19 protein-coding genes are annotated in these 23,146 nt (G+C 50.7%); 16 read left to right on the top strand and 3 right to left on the bottom strand.

What is annotated here, in order from left to right; all coding sequences use genetic code 11:
• Positions 1–8: 8 nt before the first annotated feature.
• The 14 genes from smc to HNP82_RS16630 all read left to right on the top strand — a co-directional run bounded on the left by smc (position 9) and on the right by HNP82_RS16630 (position 15,076).
• Positions 9–3,575, top strand: coding sequence for a chromosome segregation protein SMC (gene smc, locus HNP82_RS16695; protein ID WP_183776552.1), 3,567 nt, complete (start codon positions 9–11; stop codon positions 3,573–3,575).
• 53 nt (positions 3,576–3,628) lie between these two features.
• Positions 3,629–4,585 (top strand): signal recognition particle-docking protein FtsY, encoded by a 957-nt coding sequence (gene ftsY / locus HNP82_RS16690; protein WP_183776550.1) that lies wholly within the window; start codon positions 3,629–3,631, stop codon positions 4,583–4,585.
• 27 nt (positions 4,586–4,612) lie between these two features.
• A complete protein-coding gene (gene ilvA / locus HNP82_RS16685; protein WP_183776549.1) occupies positions 4,613–5,830 on the top strand; it encodes a threonine ammonia-lyase in 1,218 nt (405 codons plus the stop codon).
• Positions 5,831–5,909: 79 nt separating this feature from the next.
• Entirely contained in the window at positions 5,910–6,269 is a 360-nt protein-coding gene (gene ylxM, locus HNP82_RS16680) for a YlxM family DNA-binding protein (RefSeq protein WP_183776548.1), read from the top strand.
• Positions 6,270–6,364: 95 nt separating this feature from the next.
• Complete coding sequence (gene ffh / locus HNP82_RS16675; protein ID WP_183776546.1) at positions 6,365–7,714, top strand: signal recognition particle protein; 1,350 nt, start codon at positions 6,365–6,367, stop codon at positions 7,712–7,714.
• 66 nt (positions 7,715–7,780) lie between these two features.
• Complete coding sequence (gene rpsP / locus HNP82_RS16670; RefSeq protein WP_183776544.1) at positions 7,781–8,026, top strand: 30S ribosomal protein S16; 246 nt, start codon at positions 7,781–7,783, stop codon at positions 8,024–8,026.
• A gap of 20 nt (positions 8,027–8,046) precedes the next feature.
• Entirely contained in the window at positions 8,047–8,277 is a 231-nt protein-coding gene (locus tag HNP82_RS16665; RefSeq protein WP_183776542.1) for a KH domain-containing protein, read from the top strand.
• 271 nt (positions 8,278–8,548) lie between these two features.
• On the top strand, positions 8,549–9,061 hold the full coding sequence (gene rimM, locus HNP82_RS16660; protein ID WP_183776540.1) for a ribosome maturation factor RimM: 513 nt from the start codon (positions 8,549–8,551) through the stop codon (positions 9,059–9,061).
• Positions 9,058–9,798, top strand: a complete 741-nt coding sequence (gene trmD, locus HNP82_RS16655) for a tRNA (guanosine(37)-N1)-methyltransferase TrmD (RefSeq protein ID WP_183776538.1) — start codon at positions 9,058–9,060, stop codon at positions 9,796–9,798. Before rimM ends, trmD begins: the two co-directional genes overlap by 4 nt.
• Positions 9,799–9,991: 193 nt before the next feature.
• Positions 9,992–10,408 (top strand): DUF3842 family protein, encoded by a 417-nt coding sequence (locus tag HNP82_RS16650; protein ID WP_183776536.1) that lies wholly within the window; start codon positions 9,992–9,994, stop codon positions 10,406–10,408.
• Between the two features lie 303 nt (positions 10,409–10,711).
• The gene (gene larB / locus HNP82_RS16645; protein WP_183776535.1) at positions 10,712–11,464 is read left to right on the top strand and encodes a nickel pincer cofactor biosynthesis protein LarB; all 753 of its coding nucleotides are present in this window, start codon (positions 10,712–10,714) and stop codon (positions 11,462–11,464) included.
• Positions 11,457–12,851: a nickel pincer cofactor biosynthesis protein LarC gene (gene larC, locus HNP82_RS16640; RefSeq protein WP_183776530.1), complete on the top strand. Its 1,395-nt coding sequence runs from the start codon at positions 11,457–11,459 to the stop codon at positions 12,849–12,851. The genes larB and larC overlap by 8 nt, the downstream gene beginning before the upstream one ends.
• A 12-nt stretch (positions 12,852–12,863) precedes the next feature.
• Positions 12,864–13,679: an ATP-dependent sacrificial sulfur transferase LarE gene (gene larE, locus HNP82_RS16635; protein ID WP_330599688.1), complete on the top strand. Its 816-nt coding sequence runs from the start codon at positions 12,864–12,866 to the stop codon at positions 13,677–13,679.
• 119 nt (positions 13,680–13,798) lie between these two features.
• Positions 13,799–15,076, top strand: a complete 1,278-nt coding sequence (locus tag HNP82_RS16630; RefSeq protein ID WP_243164833.1) for an AAA family ATPase — start codon at positions 13,799–13,801, stop codon at positions 15,074–15,076.
• A 379-nt stretch (positions 15,077–15,455) separates the two neighbouring features.
• Here HNP82_RS16630 and HNP82_RS16625 read toward each other — a convergent pair whose 3' ends face one another.
• The 3 genes from HNP82_RS16625 to HNP82_RS16615 form a co-directional block, all read right to left on the bottom strand.
• Positions 15,456–15,668: a hypothetical protein gene (locus HNP82_RS16625; protein ID WP_183776528.1), complete on the bottom strand. Its 213-nt coding sequence runs from the start codon at positions 15,666–15,668 to the stop codon at positions 15,456–15,458.
• A 411-nt stretch (positions 15,669–16,079) separates the two neighbouring features.
• Complete coding sequence (locus HNP82_RS16620) at positions 16,080–17,387, bottom strand: sensor histidine kinase (protein ID WP_183776526.1); 1,308 nt, start codon at positions 17,385–17,387, stop codon at positions 16,080–16,082.
• Positions 17,384–18,106, bottom strand: coding sequence for a LytR/AlgR family response regulator transcription factor (locus tag HNP82_RS16615; protein ID WP_183776524.1), 723 nt, complete (start codon positions 18,104–18,106; stop codon positions 17,384–17,386). The genes HNP82_RS16620 and HNP82_RS16615 overlap by 4 nt, the downstream gene beginning before the upstream one ends.
• A 172-nt stretch (positions 18,107–18,278) precedes the next feature.
• Between HNP82_RS16615 and HNP82_RS16610 the strand changes: the two genes are divergently transcribed.
• A complete protein-coding gene (locus HNP82_RS16610) occupies positions 18,279–18,638 on the top strand; it encodes a hypothetical protein (protein ID WP_183776522.1) in 360 nt (119 codons plus the stop codon).
• On the top strand, positions 18,587–23,146 hold a 4,560-nt coding region (locus HNP82_RS16600; protein ID WP_243164831.1), incomplete at its 3' end, for an InlB B-repeat-containing protein. The genes HNP82_RS16610 and HNP82_RS16600, both read left to right, overlap by 52 nt.

The following is a 23,146-nucleotide window of genomic DNA, read 5'->3' as shown; positions in this document are numbered from 1 at the left end:
GGTGAAATATGTACCTGAAAAGTATTGAAATACAGGGCTTTAAGTCCTTTGCCAATAAGATCAGCCTGAAATTCCATAAGGGGATCACCGGTATTGTAGGCCCTAACGGTAGCGGAAAGAGTAATGTGGCGGACGCTGTGCGGTGGGTGCTTGGAGAGCAAAGCGCCAAACAGCTGCGGGGGTCAAAGATGGAAGACGTTATTTTTTCCGGTACTGAGAGCAGAAAGCCTCTGGGTTTTGCCTATGTCGCCATCACCCTGGATAATTCTGATCACAAACTGGCCATTGCCTACGACGAGGTCACTGTGGCCCGGCGGGTATACCGTTCCGGTGAGAGCGAATATCTGATCAATGGCAGCGCCTGCCGGTTGAAAGACGTTCAGGAGTTGTTTTTTGACACGGGTATCGGAAAGGAAGGCTACTCCATTATCGGACAGGGTCAGATCGACAAAATTTTAAGCGGAAAGCCGGAAGAGCGGCGGGAGTTGTTTGATGAGGCTGCCGGAATTGTAAAGTTTAAAAAGCGCAAACAGGCCGCTCAGAAAAATCTTGAAGCTGAAAAGCAGAATCTTTGCCGGGTTAACGATATTTTGTCCGAGCTGGAAAAGCAGGTGGGACCCTTAAAGCGTCAGGCGGACACCGCCAGGACTTATCTGAAAATGCGGGATCATTTAAAACTGCTGGATGTTCACCTCTACATAGCCCAGTACAGTAAGATTAAAGAGGATATGAGGGCGGTGGATGAGAAGCTTGAAATTGTTAATGACGATATAAATCAGACACAGCAGCAGTTGGACAAGACAAGAGAAGAATATGACCGCCTGGAGCAGGAGATGGAATCTTATGACCAGGCCATCGAGGAAAAGCGTGTCAGGCAAAACGAGAGCCGCATTAACCGGGAAAAGCTTTCCGGACAGCTTAAACTTGCCGGGGAGCAGATGAACTCTATCCGTCAGAACGTGGAAAACGGTCAGATCCGTATTGAAAAACTGGAAGAAAGTATTCTGGAGAAAAAATCGGATATTGCCCGGTACGAGACGTCAAGAACTGGGATTATAGAGCAGATGGATGCGCTGAAAGTCCGCCGTGACGCGGCGGATGAGAAGCTGGCCGCTATGAGTGCGGCGTCCTCAAAGGTGAAAAGGGAGATTGATGAGAAAAATGGCGCCATTATTGATCTTTTGAATCAGGCCGCCTCTGTCCGGGAGAAAATGGGCCGCTATGACACCATGGAAGAACAGATACATATCCGCAGGGCAGAGTTAAATCAGCGCCTTATTGTCTTAAAGAGCCAGCAGGCTCAGCAGGAGGAAGCGGTGGCCGGATATGAGGAGGAGTTAAAGCAGGTGCTGGAATCCCTGGACCGGGCCAACACACAGAAAGCGTCGCTGACAAAACAGAATGAGACGATCAGCCGCCGTCTGGATCAGGTTCGCCAGCAGGTGAGCGCGAAGCAGCAGGATTTCCACAGTGCCAATTCCAGATATTACGCTCTGAAAAATATCAGTGAGCGCTATGAGGGCTATGGCAGCAGCATTAAGCGGGTGATGGAGCAGAAAAAAGTCTGTCCAGGGATCATTGGCGTTGTGGCGGACATTATTAAAGTGGAAAAAAAGTATGAGACCGCCATGGAGATTGCCCTGGGGGGCAGTATCCAGAACATTGTCACTGAGGACGAGGAGACTGCCAAAGACCTGATCGCCTATTTAAAGAAAAACCGGTTTGGCCGGGCTACCTTTTTGCCACTGACAAGCATTACTGTCCGGGGCTCCGGCCCGGACCCAAAAGTTTTAGGGGAAGAAGGGGTCATCGGCCTGGCGGACAGCCTTGTGTCCTGCCGGGAAAAATATAAAACACTGGTCCGCTTCCTTTTAGGGCGGGTTGTTGTTGTGGATCACATTGACCACGCATTGTCCCTGGCGCGAAAATATAAGTATTCTCTTAGAATCGTCACTTTAGACGGGGAATCTCTAAGCCCCGGAGGTTCTTTGTCCGGCGGCGCTTATAAAAATTCAGGAAATCTCCTGGGCCGCAGCAGGGAACTGGACGAGCTTTCCAAAAAAGTGGAGACTATTAAGCAGGAGATCGACGATCTGAACCAGGATCAGGCAAGGCTCCAGACAGAGCGGAGTGGGGTGCGCAAAGATCTGGAAAAAGTGACCCGCAGCCTTCAGGAGCTTTCCCTCAATGAAAATACAGTGCGAATGACTTTGAATCAGGCAAAATCAGCCAAAAGTGCCGGGGATGAGAGCTACGCTCAGCTCTCCAACGAAAATGAGGAGTTAAACCGGCAGGTGGCCGATATCTCCCAGAGCCGTCAGAAACTTAACGACCAGATAAAGTTGTTGGATGACCAGAGAGGCGAGGCTGAAAAATTCGTGGCCGACAACAATGAAAAGCTGGAAAAGATGGAGCAGGAGGAGAAAGCCTTTGGTCAGGCCAATGAAGGGCTGCGTCTGGAATTTTCCAAGCTTGATCAGAGCCGTTCCTTTGATGATGAAAATATCCGCCGTGTCCGCGGCGAGATGGAAAGCCTTCAAAAAGATATTGAAACCATCCGCCGGGATATGGATACAAGCGCTGATACACTGGCCCAGCGGCAGCAAGTGGCCGACGGCTACGCCGAAGAGATCCGGCGGTTGGATCAGGTTATTGAAGAGGTTGGAGGGACACTGGAAGAATTAACTCAGAAAAAAGAGCTTATCTCCAAAGATCACAGAGATTTCTTTACCCGACGGGAGACTCTGTCAGACCGACTGGGTGTTTTGGATAAAGAGCAGTTTCGTTTAAATCACCAGAAAGAAAAACTTGAGGAAGATAAAACTGCCCAGACCAATTACATGTGGCAGGAGTATGAGCTGACTCTCGGAAGCGCCTACGAGCTTAAAAAAGACGAACTTTTGTCTATGGGTATCGGGGCTCTAAAAAAAGCCGCTGACGAAGAGAAAGCGGGAATACGAAAGCTTGGACCGGTGAATGTCAACGCCATTGAAGAGTATGAAAATGTGAGCCAGCGCTATGACCTGTTAAAGACTCAGCATGACGATCTGGTGGAAGCGGAGGCTAAATTAAACGGCATTATTGATTCTTTGGATAAGGCTATGCGCCAGCAGTTTACAGAGAAGTTTAAAGAAATCGGGAAAAATTTTGACCGGGTATTTAAGGAGCTTTTTGGCGGTGGAAAGGCATCCCTGGAGCTGATGGAGGATGAGGATATTTTGTACGCAGGTATCCGCATTATCGCCTCGCCGCCGGGAAAGAAGCTTCAGAATATGATGATGCTCTCCGGCGGGGAAAAGGCACTGACGGCCATTGCCCTGCTCTTTGCTATCCAGAGCCTTAAACCTTCGCCATTTTGTCTTCTGGACGAGATTGAGGCGGCTTTGGATGACGCCAACGTTAAGCGCTATGCCCAGTATTTGAATAATCTGACAAAAGATACACAGTTTATTATTATTACCCACCGGCGGGGGACAATGAACGCCGCCGATGTCCTCTACGGAATTACCATGCAGGAGAAGGGCGTATCGACCCTTGTATCTGTAAGTCTTATTGACAGCAAACTGGATGATTAAGAGAAAAGACCCGGCCGGGACGCCGGGACAAAAAGAGAGGAAGGAAGTATCCTATGGCTGAAGGAAAGAAAGGTTTTTTCGGGCGCCTTGTCGCCGGGCTGACCAAAACAAGAAAAAGTATTGCCGCAGGATTTGATTACATTTTCAGCGGATTTTCCCATATCGACGATGATTTTTATGAGGAACTGGAAGAGGTTTTAGTGATGGCAGATCTTGGCGTCCACACCACTGAAGCCATTATTGAGGAATTAAAAGAAAAAGTAAAAGAACAGCACATTAAAGAGCCAGCCCAGTGCAAAGCGCTTCTCGTGGAGTCCATTAAGGCACAGATGTCTGTGGACGAACACGCCTACGATTTTGAAAATGAGACAAGCGTTATCCTTGTCATTGGCGTCAATGGCGTGGGAAAGACCACATCTGTGGGAAAACTGGCCGGCCAGTATAAAAAGGCGGGCAAAAAAGTGCTGATTGCGGCAGCGGACACATTCCGCGCTGCAGCTACAGAGCAACTGGGAGAGTGGGCCAATCGGGCCGGCGTTGATATGGTTGCCGGACAGGAGGGCTCAGATCCGGCGGCTGTCGTTTTTGACGCCATTGCCTCGGCGAAGGCACGCCGCGCTGACATTTTACTGTGTGATACAGCGGGGCGTCTCCACAATAAGAAAAATCTTATGGAAGAGCTGCGCAAGATCAATAGGATCATTGATAAAGAATTTCCACAGGCCCACAGGGAAACACTCATCGTTTTGGACGGGACTACCGGGCAAAATGCTCTGTCCCAGGCACGTCAGTTTAAGGAAGTGGCGGACATTACAGGTATTGTCCTGACTAAGCTGGACGGCACAGCCAAAGGAGGTATTGCCATTGCCATTCAGGCGGAGCTTGGAGTGCCGGTGAAATATATTGGCGTGGGCGAAAAGATTGATGACCTGCAGAAATTTGATTCCGACGCCTTTGTTGACGCTCTGTTTACAACAGGGACTCCAGAGGGCGGCGATGAAAACGATTAAACTATATAGATAAGGAGCCTGATAAAAATGATGACACTGGAGAAATTTGAAGAAGCATGCGAGTGCGTGAAAAAAGTGATTCTGCCTACAAAACTGGTATATAGCGATTATTTTTCCGCCCAGACGGGAAATAAGGTTTACTTTAAGCCGGAAAATATGCAGTATACCGGTGCTTACAAAATTCGTGGCGCTTACTATAAGATCAGTACCCTCTCCGATGAGGAGAAAGCCAGAGGACTGATCACGGCCTCCGCAGGAAATCATGCACAGGGCGTGGCTTTCGCCGCTTCATTAATGCGCACAAAGGCAGTGATCGTAATGCCTACGACTACACCGCTGATTAAAGTCAACCGGACAAAGAGTTACGGCGCCGAGGTTGTGCTTTACGGTGATGTCTACGATGACGCCTGTGCTTACGCCGAAAAGCTAGCGGAAGAAAACGGCTACACATTTGTCCATCCTTTCAACGATGAGGATGTGGCTACTGGACAGGGAACTATTGCTATGGAGATCGTTAAGGAATTGCCCACCGTAGATTATATTCTTGTCCCCATTGGCGGCGGCGGACTGGCCAGCGGCGTTTCCACACTGGCAAAACTTTTAAACCCCAATATTAAAGTTATCGGCGTAGAGCCTGCCGGGGCTAACTGTATGCAAAAATCACTTGAAGCGGGCAAAGTAGTTTCCCTTCCCAGCGTGACTACCATTGCCGACGGCACTGCCGTAAAGACGCCGGGGGACAAAATTTTCCCATATATCCAGAAAAATATTGACGAGATCATTACGGTGGAAGATGACGAGCTGATCGGTGCTTTTCTGGATATGATGGAAAATCACAAAATGATTGTGGAAAACTCCGGCCTTCTGACGGTAGCTGCCCTTAAACATCTCAATGTGAAAAATAAAAAAGTGGTATCTATATTAAGCGGCGGCAATATGGACGTAATCACCATCGCCTCTGTTGTTCAAAATGGCCTGATCCAGAGAGGCAGGGTATTTACTGTATCCGTACTCCTTCCCGATAAGCCAGGCGAGCTGGTTAATGTGGCCACAGTCATCGCCAATCTCCAGGGAAATGTCATCCGTCTGGAACACAATCAGTTTGTCAGCGTCAATCGGAGCGCCGCTGTAGAGCTGGTGATCACCATTGAGGCTTTCGGCCACGAACATAAAGACAAAATCTTTAACGCTCTGAAAGAAAAGGGCTACCGGCCCATCTTAAAAGCCCCCAAGGCAATATTTTAAAAAAAACAGTTGACAAAGGGTATCTTTATCAGTTACAATACCACCTGTAAAGTAAAAGTACTTGACAGGTGGTGCTTTTTTGGATAAGATATTAGAGCAGTCCCTGCTGTATGATTTTTACGGCGAACTGCTGACAAGCCATCAGAAAGACATATATGAGGATTTTGTCCTCAACGATCTGTCTCTGGGAGAGGTCGCGCAGGTACATGAGATCAGTAGACAGGCGGTGCATGACATTATCCGCCGGTGCAACCGTCAGCTTGCCGGCTACGAGGAAAAACTGCACCTTGTGGAGCGCTTCCTGGATACAAAGAAGAAAGCGGAAGAGATTCTGTGCTGCGCCCAGAGTATGGAAGGGCTGGCACTGGAAAACTCAGAGCTGACACGGACTGTTGAAAAGATTGAGGAGATCTCCAGACAGATCCTTGAGAATCTTTGACGTAATAGCTCAGGCATCAGAGATGGAGGGCTGAACTGTTACTCTTTGACCGGCAGGATGGAAACAGTACATGGACAGAATTTGGAGGTAGCCTTATGGCTTTTGAAAGTTTATCCGAAAAACTTCAAAATGTATTTAAGAATCTGCGGAGCAAGGGCAGGCTGACGGAGGCTGACGTTAAGACAGCGCTCAAGGAAGTGAAGATGGCCCTTCTTGAAGCGGATGTTAATTTCAAAGTTGTCAAGCAGTTTATCAATTCTGTGACGGAGCGGGCCATTGGTCAGGACGTAATGACCAGCCTGACGCCGGGACAGATGGTTATAAAAATTGTTAATGAAGAGATGATCTCCCTCATGGGAAGTGAGACCACCCAGATTGATCTCAAACCGGCCAATGAGATTACTGTTATATTAATGGCAGGTCTACAGGGTGCCGGTAAGACGACGACCACGGCCAAAATCGCCGGAAAGCTCAAGCAGAAAGGAAGAAAGCCTTTGCTCGTAGCCTGCGATATTTACCGGCCGGCTGCTATTGAGCAGTTGGAGATCAACGGTAAGAAGCAGGACGTTCCTGTGTTTTCCATGGGTGATAAAAATAATCCGGTGAATATCGCCAAAGCGGCCATTGAACATGCTAAAACCAACGGATTTAATGTAGTGATCCTGGATACGGCAGGCCGGCTGCATGTGGATGAGGATATGATGCAGGAGCTGGAGAATATCAAGGCGGCTGTAGATGTACATCAGACACTCCTTGTGGTGGACGCTATGACCGGACAGGACGCGGTGAATGTTGCCAAGACTTTTAACGAGCGCATTGGTATTGACGGCGTGATCCTGACCAAGATGGATGGCGACACCCGGGGTGGGGCGGCGCTGTCTATTAAAGCTGTAACCGGCAAACCTATCCTCTATGTAGGTATGGGAGAAAAGCTTTCCGATTTGGAGCAGTTCTATCCGGACCGAATGGCTTCTCGAATCCTTGGCATGGGCGATGTCCTCACTCTCATTGAGAAAGCGGAGGCTCAGATTGATGAGGAGAAGGCAAAAGAGCTGAACCGAAAGCTTAAAAAGGCGGAGTTTGGCTATGATGATTTCTTGGATTCCATGAGTCAGATCAAGAAGATGGGAAATATTGGTGATCTTTTGGGGATGATCCCCGGTGTCAACAGCGCTGCGTTAAAGAATGTATCTTTAGATGACAGCGAGGCTCAGATGAAGCGCACCGAAGCCATTATTTTATCTATGACGCCCCAGGAGCGGGCTAATCCGGATCTTATGAATCCGTCCCGGAAGAAGCGCATTGCCGCAGGCGCCGGTGTAGACATCAGCGAGGTGAACAAGCTGGTGAAGATGTTTGACCAGATGAAGAAGATGATGAAGCAGTTTTCCGGTCAGATGTCAGGTAAAGCAGCCAAAAGAGGAAGATTTCGACTTCCTTTTTGATTCGCTTTCCAATAGTGGAGAGTGAAGATATATATTTTATTTAATTCATGCAGGAGGTGAATTTACATGGCAGTAAAGATCAGATTAAAGAGAATGGGACAGAAAAAGGCTCCTTTTTATAGAATTATCGTTGCTGATTCCAGATCCCCAAGAGACGGACGTTTTATCGAGGAAATCGGAACTTACGATCCGTCCACAGAGCCAAGCACAGTCAAAGTAAACGATGAGCTTGCTCAGAAATGGCTTTCTAACGGCGCTCAGCCTACAGATACTGTAGCCAGATTATTCAAGAGTGCTGGAATTACAAAATAAGTTCATCTGGAGGTGTTCTTATGAAGGAATTGGTGGAAGTTATCGCCAAGGCACTGGTAGATCATCCGGATGAGGTCGTTGTGACAGAGAAAGAGGACGAAAAATCCGTTATTCTTGAACTTTCTGTAGCTCAGGAAGATATGGGTAAGGTGATTGGAAAACAGGGGCGCATCGCCAAGGCGATCCGCACAGTTGTAAAATCTGCCGCATCCAAAGATGATAAGAAAGTTATTGTAGAGATCATGCAGTAACTAAAATAACAGTTCAGCCATCAGGGATGGGCGGGATGGTTTATGCTTGCATAAGGATCAGCCCGCCCATTCCTGATGAATTTAAGCGCTGTAATAGGAGTAAAGGAGCGGTGTGAGCCGAAGGTTGGCGCATAAGCGCACCGCAGCGTCCGGCGCAGGCTAAACTGTTGTTGTCTAAGTGAACAATAACCCTGGAAGTTGCGACTTTTGGGGTTTTTTCTTTCTGTGCCCTTTTGTCTGGCGCGGCTTCACCATAAAGGGAGTATTTAATATGGTAGATTTGCTGAGAGTGGGAACCATCGCGGCAACCCACGGAATTCGCGGGGAAGTGAAAGTTTTTCCCACAACAGATGATATAAATCGTTTCAGGGACCTGAAAACATGTATTCTGGACACTGGCCGGGAGAGGCTGGAGCTGGAAGTGGAAGGCGTCAAATTTTTTAAACAATACGCCATTTTAAAATTTAAAGGGATTGACAATATTAATGATATTGAAAAATATCGGGGAAAAGACCTTTTAGTGACACGGGAAAATGCCGTAGCTCTGGAAGAAAATGAAAATTTTATCGCCGATCTGATTGGGCTGGATGTGTTTACCGATGAGGGTGTTCATTTTGGAACGGTAAAGGACATTATGGAGACCGGAGCTAATGACGTTTATGTGATCATGTCCGATGATGGGAAGGAATATTTATTCCCTTCTATTAAAGAATGTATCCTGGACGTTGATCTTGAAAAGGGCGCTGTGACGGTGCATATTATGAAAGGGCTTTTGGATCTATGAATTTTTATGTCATGACATTATTTCCCGAAATGATTGAAAACGGCCTTCACACAAGTATTACCGGTCGTGCCATCCGCCAGGGAGCCATTGGACTGAAGGCGGTGGATATTCGAGATTATTCTACAGATAAATATCGCCATGTGGACGATTACCCTTATGGCGGAGGCGCTGGCATGGTTATGCAGCCGGGGCCGATTTTCGATTGTTATATGGATCTTACCAGAGATATGTTAAAAAAGCCCAGAGTGATCTATACCACACCCCAGGGAAAGGTGTTTAACCAGAAAATCGCTCAGGAACTGGCGGGGGAAGAATCCCTTGTCTTTTTGTGCGGACACTATGAAGGGGTGGACGAGCGTATTCTTGATGAGATCGTCACGGATCATCTGTCCATCGGGGACTATGTCCTCACCGGCGGCGAGTTGCCGGCCATGGTCATGATCGACGCCATTTCCCGTCTTGTGCCTGGGGTGTTAAGCAATGATACGTCCGCTAAGGATGAGTCTTTTCAGGATGGGCTTTTAGAATATCCCCAGTATACCCGGCCGGAAGAATTTCATGGGAGAAAGGTACCCGGAGTTCTTTTGTCGGGACACCATGCCAATATTGAAAAATGGCGCCGGGAACAATCCCTTGAACGTACATGGCGCCGTCGCCCGGATCTCCTTGAACATGCAGATCTTACTAGGACGGACAGGATTTATCTGGAGTCTTTGTCAAAAGACCTTGACTTATAGAGAAAATCATATAGAATATTAACTGAACTGTTGTAACTGTTCAGGACAGGCCGAATCACTTGCTGATGAGGTCGTAAGAAAGTGATTCAGGTGTGAGCAAACCCCATCAGCGAAGCTGATTTTCATGGGTTTGCGAATCGTAACTGTGAAGGTACTGAACAGTTACGAACTGTTATGAATTGCGAGGGATTTAATGAAGATTCTTGTCATTGACGGCCAGGGCGGCCGTATGGGCAGTCAGTTTATCGAGCGTTTCAAGAAAAATTCCGGGCTCAAGGCACGGATTATCGCTGTTGGCACCAACAGCACAGCCGCAGCCGCAATGCTCAAGGCAGGGGCGGACGGCGCAGCCACCGGAGAAAATCCGGTGATCGTAAATACAAAAGACGCGGACTATGTTGTAGGCCCTATAGGGATTTTAGCCGCGGATGCTCTCCTTGGGGAGATTACGCCTAAGATGGCCATGGCTGTGGCCCAGTGTCCGGCGGAAAAGATACTGATCCCGGTCAATGCCTGCAGTTATCGGGTGGCTGGTGTGGGCAGCCATACTTTAAACGAGCTGATTGACGATGTGATTGCCCTGATCATTCAGGGAGAACAGAAAGATTAATACTGTATAGGAAACGTCATAATAATTTTTATTATGACGTTTCCTGCGCCGATTTTTGCTGCGCGAAGCGTCGATCTTTCTTTACAAAAATCGCGCGCATCCCCCGGAGGGGTATAGTAAACGACAAATATATTTGTCGTTTACTATAAATTAAATATGCCACGAAGGCATCCTATTTTCATGTATGAAAAAGATGTTTTCGTGGATTTTTTATATCATAGGAAACATAGTTTCCTATGATTAAAAAATGCTCCGCGCAGGATCCCACTGCTGCGGATGGAAACAGCATTGAGGAGGAACATTATGGAAACCCATGAAATACTTGAAAAGGTAAAAAACGGCCAGATTTCCGTTGAGGAGGCGGAGGGATATTTTAAACGCCAGCCTTTTGAGGAACTGGAATATGCCAAATTAGACATGCACCGGAAGATCCGCTCCGGATTTGCAGAGGTGATTTTTTGCAGCGGCAAGGCTGATGAGCATTTACTTAATATTTTCGGACGGCTTTATGAGCGGGACGGGGAAGTGTTTGGGACACGGGCGACTAAAGAACAGTATGAGATGATTAAAGAGCATTTTCCGCAGACACAGTATGATCCCATTTCCAGAATCGTAAAGATTGAAAAAGAAAAGGAGAGCAAAATCGGCTGCATTGCAGTATGTACGGCCGGGACTGCGGACATTCCTGTGGCAGAGGAAGCCGCTCAGACAGCGGAATATTTCGGAAGCCATGTGGAGCGGATTTATGACGTGGGTGTGGCGGGCATTCACCGCCTTTTAGCAAAAGTGGAGCAGATCCAGAAAGCCAACTGCGTGGTGGCTGTGGCCGGAATGGAAGGGGCCCTGGCCAGCGTCATCGGCGGCCTTGTAGATAAGCCGGTCATTGCTGTTCCCACATCAGTGGGCTACGGCGCCAATATGAACGGGCTGTCTGCTTTGCTGACTATGATCAATTCCTGTTCCAACGGTATCGCTGTCGTTAATATTGACAACGGTTACGGTGCGGGATACATTGCAACACAGATTAACCGAATGGGGGTAAAAAACAATGGGTAAGACATTATATTTAGATTGCAGCTCCGGTATCAGCGGGGATATGGCCGTGGCAGCCATGCTGGATCTCGGTGCCGATGAAAAAGTGCTGATGGACGCACTCCACAGCCTTCCGGTCAGCGGATATGAGGTAAAGATCAGCCGGGTGTCCAAATCCGGCATTGACGCCTGTGATTTTAATGTGGTCTTAGACGAGGAACATGAAAACCATGATCATGACATGGAATACCTTCACGGCCATGACCACAGCCATGATGCTCATGACCACAATGACTTTGGCCACGACGACCATCATCACGACCATGATCATGGCCATGATCACGGGGAAGACCACCACCATGGCCATGAGGCGGACCACTATCACGACCACGGTCATGGGGAAGATCACCATCACGGCCATGGCCACAGCCATCACCACCACGAACACAGAGGCTTAAATGAAATCCTTGGGATCATTTCCCAGGGAAAGATGAGCGACGGGGCTAAAAAGCTGGCCAGCGATATTTTCACGATTATCGCTCAGGCTGAGGCGAAGGCCCACGGACTGCCCCAGGATCAGGTGCATTTCCACGAAGTGGGGGCTGTAGATTCTATTGTAGATATTGTAGCGTTTGCCGTATGTTTTGATAATCTGGACATTTCCCGGGTTATCATTCCAAAACTCAATGAAGGGGTAGGAACTGTCCGCTGCCAGCACGGCATTCTGCCTATACCTGTGCCGGCTGTAGCCAACATTGCCAGCGCCCACCATCTGCCGCTCCATATTATGGATGTTCAGGGCGAGTTTGTCACCCCGACAGGGGCGGCCATCGCGGCGGCCATTATGACATCCCAGAGCCTGCCGGAAACTTTTGCCATCACCCGGGTGGGCCTTGGCGCCGGAAAACGCCATTATGACCGTCCAAGTTTTGTCCGCGCCATGCTCATCGAGGATGAGGAGCGAAAAGATCAGGACCGGATCTGGAAACTGGAGACAGATATTGACGACTGCTCCGGGGAAAATCTGGGTTTTGTCATGGATCTTTTATTTGAGGCCGGCGCGCGGGACGTTCACTACATGCCGGTATTTATGAAAAAGAACCGTCCGGCTTATGAGCTTTGCGTCATTTGTTCCCAGGCGGACATTGAAAAAATGGAACAGATCATTTTTAAACACACGACAACGATCGGCATCCGCAGAATGCTTGTGGAGCGCACGGTTTTGCCCAGATCCATTATGGACGTGTCCACATCTCTGGGAACCGCCGCGGTAAAAGTGTGCCAGATCGGCGGAGAAAAGCGTTTTTACCCGGAGTATGAAAGCGTTGCGGCCATTTGCAGACAAGAGAACCTTCCCTATAGCAAGGTTTATCAGACAATTGTTCGGGAATGTGAAGAAAAACAGTCATAGGAGGGAAGCGCTGTGGCGTCATATGAAGATAAAAAAAAGGCCCTTTTGGCCTTAATGGATGACCTTATGGAGCAGGATTGCGTGGTAGCCTTTTCCGGCGGGGTGGACAGCAGCCTTCTTCTCTGTCTTGCCTGCAAATATGGGAAGAAACACGGCACAAAGGTTTACGGTGTCATGATCCGCTCCATCCTCCAGCCAGCCAAAGACTACTCTATTGCCAAAGATGTGGCGGATGAGCTTGGCGCCTGGTTTGAAACTTTAGATATTGACGAGCTGTCCGTCCCCCAGATTCTCGGAAATTCTACCCAGAGATGTTATTACTGTAAGAAGTTTCTTTTTACAAGCCTCCTTGATTTTGCCAGGGAGAGAGGCATTGCCACAGTGCTTGAGGGGACCAATGAGGACGACCTTCATGTATACCGGCCCGGCCTTAAGGCCATCCGGGAGCTGGGGGTCATAAGCCCTCTGGCCCAGGCAGGTCTTACTAAGGACGATGTGCGCCAGATGGCTCTGGAATATGGGATATCCGTATCCCGCCGCCCCTCGGCCCCATGTCTGGCCACCCGTTTTCCTTATGACACGGCTCTTACCGTGGAGGGACTGCGCACTGTGGAAAAAGGAGAGCAGATCCTTAAAGACGCGGGATTTGAGGTGGTACGGCTCCGTGTCCACGGCAATATCGCCCGGATTGAGATCACGCCGGAGGAAATGCCGCGGATTTTAGAGCGGCGCCGGGAACTGACAGAAAAGATCAAGGCCCTGGGCTATACTTATGTGACTCTGGATCTGGAAGGATTCAGGTCCGGCAGCATGGATGTAGGTCTGTAAATAATATCGATACGGTCATAAATTGGGTGTCAGAATAGTACTTGAAATAAAAAAACAGGAATGTTATTCTATAAACAGAAACTCGAGTCAAGATATCTGAGGCGGGAGCGTGTTATTAGATGACAGAGTTCGGAAAAAAGAAATTGCCAGTGGGAATGGACAGCTTTGAAAAAATTCGTTCAATGGGATTTTATTATGTTGATAAAACCAGGATGATCCGGGATTTGCTCCAAAGATGGGGAGAGGTCAATCTTTTTGTCCGTCCAAGACGTTTTGGAAAGACTTTGAATATGAGCATGTTGAAAAGTTTCTTTGATGTAGGTTCTGATTCTGCCCTGTTTGATGATTTAATTATTTCTAAGGAAAAAGAATTGTGTCAGCAATATATGGGAAAGTTCCCGGTGATTTCTATCTCTCTGAAAGAAATAAGTGGTGCGGATTATACTATGGCCAGATCACTTCTTTGTTCTACGATCGGGGAAGAAGCGATGAGGTTTCAATTTTTATTGGACGATGATACATTGACGGTAAGGGAAAAAGAGCAGTACAAACAGCTTGTCAATGTAGATTTAACTGGTTCGGACAGCTTTATTATGCCAGATTCCGTTCTTATGAAGAGCCTGAAAACTCTGTCTATACTGCTGGAGAAGCATTATGGCAGAAAGGTTATTCTTCTAATTGATGAGTATGATGTTCCTTTGGCTAAAGCTAATGAGCAGGGCTACTACCAGGAAATGGCACTGCTGCTTAGAAATATGTTTGGTCAGGCTCTTAAATCAAATGACAGCCTGTATTTTGCTGTTTTAACGGGCTGCCTTCGAGTGGCAAAGGAAAGCATATTTACGGGGTTGAATAATCTGAAAATTTTCTCCACTACCAATGTCCAATTCGATGAATATTTTGGATTTACAGATCATGAAGTTAAAGAAATGCTTTCTTATTATGGATTGGAAGAATACTATGAATCTGTGAAGAACTGGTACGATGGATATCTTTTTGGAAATGTGGATGTCTATTGCCCCTGGGATGTGATCAACTATTGTGATGAAGCTGTTAACGGGAATCTGCAGGAACCTGTAAACTACTGGATAAATACCAGCGGGAACGATTCTGTCCGGTATTTTATCGAAAAAATGGGGAATGGTGTCCTCAGGAGCGACATGGAGGCGTTAATTGCCGGAGATACTGTTGAAAAGGAGATTCATGAAGATCTGACCTATAACAGTCTCTATGAAACAGCGGATAATATTTGGAGTCTGCTTTTTATGACAGGATATCTGACACAGAGAGGCAAAAAAGGTAATGGAAAATATAGTCTGGCTATCCCCAACATGGAGATAAGGAGTATTTTTGTCCGTCAGATCATGACCATGTTTAAGGCTGATATTGCCAATTGATAAAAATGGCTATGCAGACGAACTCAAAGATAAGGGATGCCATCGCATTTTAAAATATGGGATTGCCTGCTATAAAAAAGAATGTAAGGTGGTTGTCGAGAAAGAAACGGTGTCATAAAGAGTCATTTTTATAGAGGGGCTGCTGCACTAATTTAATGATTAGTGCGGCGGCCCCTTTTTGGGGGCAGCGGAGAATTTTGCTTAATAAGATTTGGCAAGGCGTCAGCGCTAAACGGAGCAGGAGCCGCACCTGTCACGGCGCAGCTCCCGCTCATCAGTACATTGTATATCTTTGTATCTTTTGTAAACAGGATTCCTCTGTTTACAAAAGATACAACATATATGCCATATGAATTTGGCTATGGCCGGGGCAGTTATCTCAGGACTTCCCGTGATCTTCTTTGTTCTTAATGCCTAATTCTTCCATTAGATTTTCTCTGAATACTTCATCCTCAAGGCATCGTTTGAGATCCTCATATCTGCCTTGGCTCACCAGTGCATTGACCAGCGCCAGAGACTGCTTCTCTCCTTCCTGACGTCCCTCATTCCGTCCGGCTTCACGCTCATCTTTGAGCATTTCCTCCAACATCATATACTGCGCCTCCATTTCCCGGTCACGCTTGATTCTCTGGATCTGACGCTCGATGGACAAAAGCATCTTTGATCGTCAGATCTTTAAACGGTTTGCTCATTATTCTTTTATTCCTCCTGTATTCCAAAGTTTTCCATAAAAACTTATCCAGAAGAGGAATCCTGTAGGTTCATTATAGAGCAATTGAGAGGGAATGTACAGGGAAATATTTATAGGGCGCCAGATGTCAGTGACGTCTGATTGGCGCCGGCAGCAGCGGAAAAATCTCCCTGGAGCCTGCATCACTGTTTGATTGATGCAGAACACCGGGGGATATCTTAATGATATTTACAGATGGAAAGCAATTTGTCAAGGGTGTTTTTTACCAAAACCACATGTGAGACAACGAGGCGAGTAACACGAATGTTCCGTCTACAATCTGCAATATACCGAGGACAAAAAAGTGGTTCCTTTCGCCTCGAATCGGGCGTCTCCCTGGTGGGCCTTTGCCACGGCCCGGATGGAGCTGAGGCCCACGCCGGGCGCACCCGCCCGCTTGCTGGAGAGAAATTTTCCGTTCTCCTGTCGCGCCTGCCCGTCAAAGCTGTTGTCCATGGTGATGGTCAGGACGCCATATTCCAGAGAGCTGTTGATCTGGATGAATTTCTCGCCTCCGGTCATGCGTCCGCAGGCTTCCACCCCGTTTTCCAGTAAATTGGCGAACACGACGCACAGGGCGCGGTCATCCAGATTTTCGTTCTGCGCGGGGACCGTCAGCCGGGCGGTAAAGGCGATGCCCTCCTGCCGGCAGCGGGCGGCATAGTGGGACACCACCGCATTGACGGTGGGATTTTCGCAGTAGTCTCGGACGGCGGTGGGAATGTCCAGGATCAGAGTAGCGATATAATCCCGCAGCTTGGAGTTCTCCTCCCCGGCCATGGCCTGGATCGCGGTCAGATGGTGGCGCAGGTCGTGGCGCATCTGCCGGGTCTGTTCGGCGGTCTCCATCAGGAGCAGGCTGCGCTTTTCTTCCTCCTCCATCTGGAGTTCCAGCAAATGGGTTTCAAAATTCAACTGTTCCTGAAGGACGGCCTGTTTTTTGATGCCGTCCAATGCGTTCAGCAGCACCCAGTAGACCAGCACAACACAGAGCAGAAGGCTGGTCCGGGCCAGCAGGAACTGCCAAGACCCAACAAGTTCCTCCTGCAAACTGCCGGTAAATACAGTGACGATGCCGCTGGTGACTGCGGGCAGCAGCCAGATGACCCGCCACAGCTTGGGTGCGTCGATGCGGTAGACCTGCTGGGCGGCGTAGCGGAATAGACGGTACATAGGCAGACAGGCCAGAGCGCACAGCGCCAGACAGAGCACACCACTTTCCAGACTGCGGGGACCGGCGTGGAACAGCCGTGCCGCCAGAAAGGCAGCTATCCCCAGAGCAATGTTCTGGTAGTTGACCAGCAGCACATAGGTAAAGAGCAGCTTGCCAAGGGACAAGCGGATATTCAGAAAATACAGCGCCAACGAGACGGGCACCATGGCAAACCCCATCACCATCACCAAATCTGGTCTGCCAATATGAATAACCCAGGCCACACCCAGCAGATGCAGCAGAATATTACCTGCTACTGTAGTTACCATCCAGCGTTTTCCGAAACGCAGCAGATCAACAAAAGGCAGGTAGGCCAGCAGGTGGATGGGGAGATAGGCGCAGAAGGTATAGACAATGGTTTCCATCATCTCTCCCCCCTTGTGCGGGCAAACAGAAAGTCCTCATAGGCCCGCTTGGCTTTGGTCCGGTTGGAACGGCTGATGGGGACCTTTTTCCCGTCCACCATGTCATAACTCTGGTATTCCTCGTTGATCCCCCGGACAAAGGCCAGATTGACGCAGTAGCTTTTGTGGGGGCAGAAAAAGGGCTGCCCCTCCAGCTGGGGCAACAGGTCGGACAGCTTGCCGTAGAGCTGGAGCGTGCCGCCGTCCCTGCGATACAGAAACACATGATGGGCTTTCTGCTCCAGATAGAACAGCTCCGAGAGCAAGAGCCTTTGCACCTCGCCGTTTTGCCGGATGGCCAGCCGGGGGGCGCTGTCCCTTTGCAGCTTCACCAGATGCAGCAGGTCGTTGATGTCTTTTTGCCGTACAGGCTTTTCCAAGTATTTCAGCACCGAAAGGCGGTAGCTCTCCAGGGTATGCTCGGTGCTGGTGGTGGTAAAGGCGATGGGGATTGTTTCGTCCATCTCCCTTATTTTCCGTACCGCCTCCACGCCGGTCATGCCGTCCATATAAATATCCATCAGCAGCAGATCGAACCCGCCGGGGCGGAACGCTTCCAGCAGATCCTCACTGCTGGCGAACTGGGCGCAAACGGTGGCGATGGGGGCCTGTTCCAGCAGGGCGAGCAGGGCTTCCCGTTCCTCCGGCAGATCGTCGCAAATGGCAAGTCGTAGTGGTTCCATGGTTTTTCTTCCTCCTGATTTCCTATTTTACACCCGATGCACAAAAATGTCAATTTGTCAAGTACCAGTTTTGCCGCGGGTTGCGGCATCTCTCGTACTGGAAAGAGGCACAAAAATCCCATAAAATATTTCTAATAGCGCAACGAGAGCGCCGCCGGAGAAAGGAGAGATCATGGTCAAAGCATACTTTACCGCCTGCGAGCAGGCGTTTCCCGCCAACCGCACTCAACTGCGGCGGCTCTCCCTGACTCTGCGCCGGGGCGGGGTGGAGCACATGGAGCAGCTTTGCGCCATACAGCGGGCAGGACCGGAAAAGTTGTTGGAAATCCGATCAATCGGGGCAAAGAGCCTGCCGCTGATTGCGGTGGTCTGCGCCCGATATGAAGAAAATAAGACACCATCACAAGGGGGCGCCCCCTTGCGTCAGACAGGTTCCTGTCTCACGCAGGAATGCCCTACTGCTTTAAGGAGGAAGGAAGATTGGAACAAAAATGGAAGCGGCCACTGGCGCTGCTCTTGTCAGTGGCCATGATGTTTTCCATGTCCGGTACACCTGTGTACGCTGCGGATGTGGAAATGGGGGCTTCCGCTGTATGCCCCCATCATGTGCACGATGAGACCTGCGGCTATTCCGAGGGTACGCCTTGCACCCACGAACACACAGACGATTGTTACTCCCTCGTAACCCAGTGTGTCCATGAGCATACGGCGGAGTGTTACAGCGACGGGATGCTTCCCGCCGAGGGCGAAGAAAAAGCAGCCGACGCCTGTACCCATGTGTGCAGCGAGGAAAGCGGCTGCATCACAAAAGAATTGAACTGTCCGCACGTCCACGATGAGACCTGCGGCTATTCCGAGGGAAGTCCCTGCACCTTTGACCCGTCGGACTGCGAACTCTGCAACCCGACGGACAGCGGCGAACCGGAAGCGCCGGCGGAATGTATCTGTGAGACCCTTTGCACGGCGGACAGTGTCAATCCTGACTGCCCCGTCTGCGCCCAGGATATTGCTGCCTGCCAGGGAGAGACCCCTGCGCCTGAGGAGGCCCCCGAGGCCCAGGCCCGCCACTGGCAGTTTGAGGAAAACCCCGACGGTTTTTTGATCGTTGAAGAGAACGGCGTTTTCTACGCCGACGCACACGGCGGCAATATCCCGTTGGAGGCCGTGGTCTCGCTGCTGCCCCAGAGCCTGACCGTGGAAGGGGAAGCCGACGGAGAGCCGGTGACGGTTGCCGTTTCCGGCTGGGAATGCCCGGAATACCAGTGTGTGGAGAATAGCTGGCCTCAGGAGGGCAGCTATACCTTTACCGCACAGGTCGGGACCGACCTGCAGCTGGACCCCGCCCCAGCCGTCACGCTGCGCCTGACCAACATGGTGCAGACCCTGGCGACAGTGAACAACCCCACGCTGGATCTTTCAAACGGTTCGATCTGGATTACGCCGAGTGTTTATTACCAGTATAAAAGCTATGAATATACGACCGTATCCTCCGTGCCCTATACCGGTACCATCACCATTACCGGCAGCAACCCCTATGGGTTCAACTGTGTGACTATCACTGGTTCCGGTACTTACGATATCGTATTGCAGGACGCCCAACTCAACCCCTGGTACGCTTCCTCTGAGCCGAATCGTTCTACAACCAACGGTCTACTCATTACTGATGGTGCACAGGTGACCCTGACGCTGGAAGGCACCAGCTCCGTCACGGGCACCCGAACAGCGGATGAATATGGTGCAATGGACGGCATTTTGGTGACAGTGAATTCTTCGCTGACGATCCAGGGCAGCGGCACCCTGAACGCCTACGGCGGCGATTCTGCCAGAAAATTGAATGCCGCCGCGCAGAGCGGCGACGGCCTGTACATTATTGATTCCTCTGTCACCATCACGGGGGATGCGAAGGTCAACCTGTACGGCGGTCATTATAGCGACTATGACCCGAAGTACATTACCGTGGTCGGCCAAGGCTGCACACTCAGTGGAAGCACCCTCACGCTGGAGGGGAACGTGCAGGTCACCGCTCAGGGCATTTCTGCTTTCGCCTACGCCCAGAATAGTGCTGCTTCTCGCATATATGTTGAGGGCGGCCGGCACGCTTTCACCGGTCTGTGCCTTGTAGTTGCAAATATTTGGGACATCCCTTTACTGGAGATCCAGGGCGGCACCGTCGATCTTCATCTGTTGGGCACCGATACAGACTTGTCAGGCGTTGTCAGCCAGTTCTCGTATAATGGCGGTTTTGCTGTGAAGGGCGGCGATGTGACCTTCCGCCGTGAGGATTGCGATTTCAAAACGAGTGTTATTCAGGTGGGGGCTCAGGCCTGCATCTTTGAGGGCAGCAGCACGGACAGCGCTTCCTTTACAAGAAAAACAACAGGTACTTCGTATCCGTCACTGTCCGCCAAATACACCCGGGTCCTTTTCGACGACACATCCTATCCCCTGACCGTGGTAAGCGACGGCACCGGCAGCTCTGGCGCCGGCAGCTATACGCCGGGCACCGAAGTGCCGCTGAACGCCGGCACGAAGGAGGGCTATGCCCTGCGCCGGTGGACACTGACCAATGGCAAGGGCCTGCTGCGCAGCCCCACCTCTGCCGATGCCACCTTCGTCATGTATGATTCGGATGCCACCGTCACGGCGGAATTCGACAAGCTCTATGGTCTGAACGTGGAAGGCGGCAGCATCGCAAACCCCGCCGGACAAAGCCAGTTCCTTTCCGGCACACAGGTGACCCTGCAGGCCGACAAACCCGCCCAAAATATGGTCTTTGACAAATGGACCATCGAGAGCGGCAGCGGCGCCTTTGAGGATGCCGAGAGCGCTGCCACCACCTTTACCACCGGGGAAGCAGACACCCAGATCAAGGCCAACTTCGTCCAGGGATATGACCTCACTGTAGTGAACGGCACGGGCAGCGGCCTGTATAAGCCGGGCGCGCAGGTCGCCATTCAGGCCGAAACCCGGGAGGGTGTGGAGTTCAGCCACTGGGACATGACCGGCAACGTCCAGATTGCAGACGTCAATGCAGCCAGCACCACCGTTACCATGGGCAGCGAGGACGCCACGGTGACTGCGGTGTATCAGGAGAGTGGCGTTCTTGGCGACTTTGTAGTCACCGGCACCGATGACGGCTACAGCTTCAGCGATGATATTCTGGATATCTCCGGCGACGGTGAATATACGGTGCGCATGAAGTCCGGCGTTACCGAGACCAAGGACCGCATCCGTATCCAGTCCGGCAGCCCCACCATCACCATCACCGATCTGAACCTGACCAACGACCTGCCCTTTGAGATCCAGGACGGCAACGTCACCCTCAAGCTGGACGGCGCCAACACCTTCAGCACCTCCCACAGTGATTATGCAGCGCTGCAAAAGGGCGAAAGCGGCACCCTGACCATTACCAGTGTGCAGGGCGACGGCAGCACCTACGGTTCCCTGACCATCCGCAGCGGCAGAACCGGCGCCGGCATCGGCGGGCGTGGCTCTTATGAATATGATAATACCGAAAAAGATCCTGCCTCCAGCGCGAATATCACCATCAACGGCGGCACCCTGAACATTACCACTCAGTCCGGCGCCGGCATCGGCGGCGGCGGTAGTTCGCATGGCGCTGATATGCTTCATAAAATTAATGGCGGCAACGGCAGCAACATCACCATCAACGGCGGCGATATCACCATCCACAAGGGTAGTAGCGCCGCCGGCATCGGCGGCGGCGGCAATATCTATCGTTATATAGGTATGGGCAACGGCGGTGATGGCAGCAACATCACCATCAACGGCGGCAAGCTGCTCATTGTAAGCTCCGTTAATCGGAGCTACAGATGCGGCAGCGCCCTCGGCGCTGGCAAAAATGATGAAACTTCGGATTCCTACGGCAACTACAGCGACATCTTTGTCAAGGGCAGCCCGACGGTATTCAACTTGTGGGCTATGAATGGTTCTACCGAAGTAGACTACCTTGACCAACGGGGTTCGGACGGCCGGGTAGAAAATATCCCTGATTTCAAGGATAAGGGCTGTGCAAGAATCGAATACGGCGGTGCGACTTCTACCAGCGTGAAGATACAGCCCGCAGACGCTGTGGTGGCTCCGGGCGCCAGCCAGCGCTTTACTGCAAAGGCCGCGGGTTCCGGCAGCTGGACGGTAGAGTGGACGGTGAGCGGCAATTTGTCTAATGAGACCACCATCACCAAGGGCGGCCTGCTGACCGTGGGTGCCAACGAAACGGCCAAATCTCTCACGGTCACGGCTACCATCTCTGGCACGTCTGTTTCCGACAGCGTCACCGTCACCATCTCCAAGGGGGCGGACGCCATGGTGACCAAGGCTCCCGCGGCTGTGACCGGCCTGACCTACACCGGTGAGGCTCAGAACCTGGTGGCAGCGGGCGAAGCAGAGGGCGGCACCCTGGTGTACAGTCTGGAGATAGACGGCAACTATGACGCCGCCATCCCCACCGGCACCAACGCTGGCAGCTACACCGTGTTCTACTATGTGAAGGGAGATGCCAAACACGACGACACGGCTAAGGAACAGGTAGAAGTTACGATCAACAAGGCCAAGCCCACTGTATCTGATGTGGCAGTGAGCAGCCCTAACACCATCTACAGTGACACAAAACTTTCCGCCATAACCCTGACCCATACCGGCACCCCGGGCACCGTGGCGCTGGAAGCGGACCAGACCCTGACCGTGGGTGAAGATTCTTACAACTGGATTTTCATCCCCAACGACGGCAACAACTACGAAACCACCACCGGCAGCATCCGCCTGACTGTATATGAACCTCCCCAGGAGGTTGACGGCGTTTATCAGATTGATAGTGTCACTGACCTGTTCTGGTTCGCGGGTCTGGTCAACGGCACCCTGGAGGACGCGGAACAGGACACCGCCGCCAGCGCGGTGCTGACTGCGGACATCGACCTGAGCGGCAAGACCTGGACCCCCATCGGCAATTATGATCAAAGCAGCAGACCCAATAACAAATACGCCGGCACCTTTGACGGCGCGGGCCACACCATCGAGGGC

It is taken from the genome of Catenibacillus scindens, from assembly GCF_014202115.1.
In the GTDB taxonomy this organism is placed as follows: Bacteria; Bacillota; Clostridia; order Lachnospirales; family Lachnospiraceae; genus Catenibacillus; species Catenibacillus scindens.
This window is presented reverse-complemented; position numbering and strand designations above follow the sequence as displayed.

Excerpts from the sequence above, each read along its gene's own strand:
- smc (WP_183776552.1), top strand. The coding sequence starts at position 9 with ATGTACCTGAAAAGTATTGAAATACAGGGCTTTAAGTCCTTTGCCAAT.
- ftsY (WP_183776550.1), top strand. The coding sequence starts at position 3,629 with ATGGCTGAAGGAAAGAAAGGTTTTTTCGGGCGCCTTGTCGCCGGGCTG.
- ilvA (WP_183776549.1), top strand. The coding sequence starts at position 4,613 with ATGATGACACTGGAGAAATTTGAAGAAGCATGCGAGTGCGTGAAAAAA.
- ffh (WP_183776546.1), top strand. The coding sequence starts at position 6,365 with ATGGCTTTTGAAAGTTTATCCGAAAAACTTCAAAATGTATTTAAGAAT.
- rpsP (WP_183776544.1), top strand. The coding sequence starts at position 7,781 with ATGGCAGTAAAGATCAGATTAAAGAGAATGGGACAGAAAAAGGCTCCT.
- HNP82_RS16665 (WP_183776542.1), top strand. The coding sequence starts at position 8,047 with ATGAAGGAATTGGTGGAAGTTATCGCCAAGGCACTGGTAGATCATCCG.
- rimM (WP_183776540.1), top strand. The coding sequence starts at position 8,549 with ATGGTAGATTTGCTGAGAGTGGGAACCATCGCGGCAACCCACGGAATT.
- trmD (WP_183776538.1), top strand. The coding sequence starts at position 9,058 with ATGAATTTTTATGTCATGACATTATTTCCCGAAATGATTGAAAACGGC.
- HNP82_RS16650 (WP_183776536.1), top strand. The coding sequence starts at position 9,992 with ATGAAGATTCTTGTCATTGACGGCCAGGGCGGCCGTATGGGCAGTCAG.
- larB (WP_183776535.1), top strand. The coding sequence starts at position 10,712 with ATGGAAACCCATGAAATACTTGAAAAGGTAAAAAACGGCCAGATTTCC.
- larC (WP_183776530.1), top strand. The coding sequence starts at position 11,457 with ATGGGTAAGACATTATATTTAGATTGCAGCTCCGGTATCAGCGGGGAT.
- HNP82_RS16630 (WP_243164833.1), top strand. The coding sequence starts at position 13,799 with ATGACAGAGTTCGGAAAAAAGAAATTGCCAGTGGGAATGGACAGCTTT.
- HNP82_RS16625 (WP_183776528.1), bottom strand. The coding sequence starts at position 15,668 with ATGATGTTGGAGGAAATGCTCAAAGATGAGCGTGAAGCCGGACGGAAT.
- HNP82_RS16620 (WP_183776526.1), bottom strand. The coding sequence starts at position 17,387 with ATGATGGAAACCATTGTCTATACCTTCTGCGCCTATCTCCCCATCCAC.
- HNP82_RS16615 (WP_183776524.1), bottom strand. The coding sequence starts at position 18,106 with ATGGAACCACTACGACTTGCCATTTGCGACGATCTGCCGGAGGAACGG.
- HNP82_RS16610 (WP_183776522.1), top strand. The coding sequence starts at position 18,279 with ATGGTCAAAGCATACTTTACCGCCTGCGAGCAGGCGTTTCCCGCCAAC.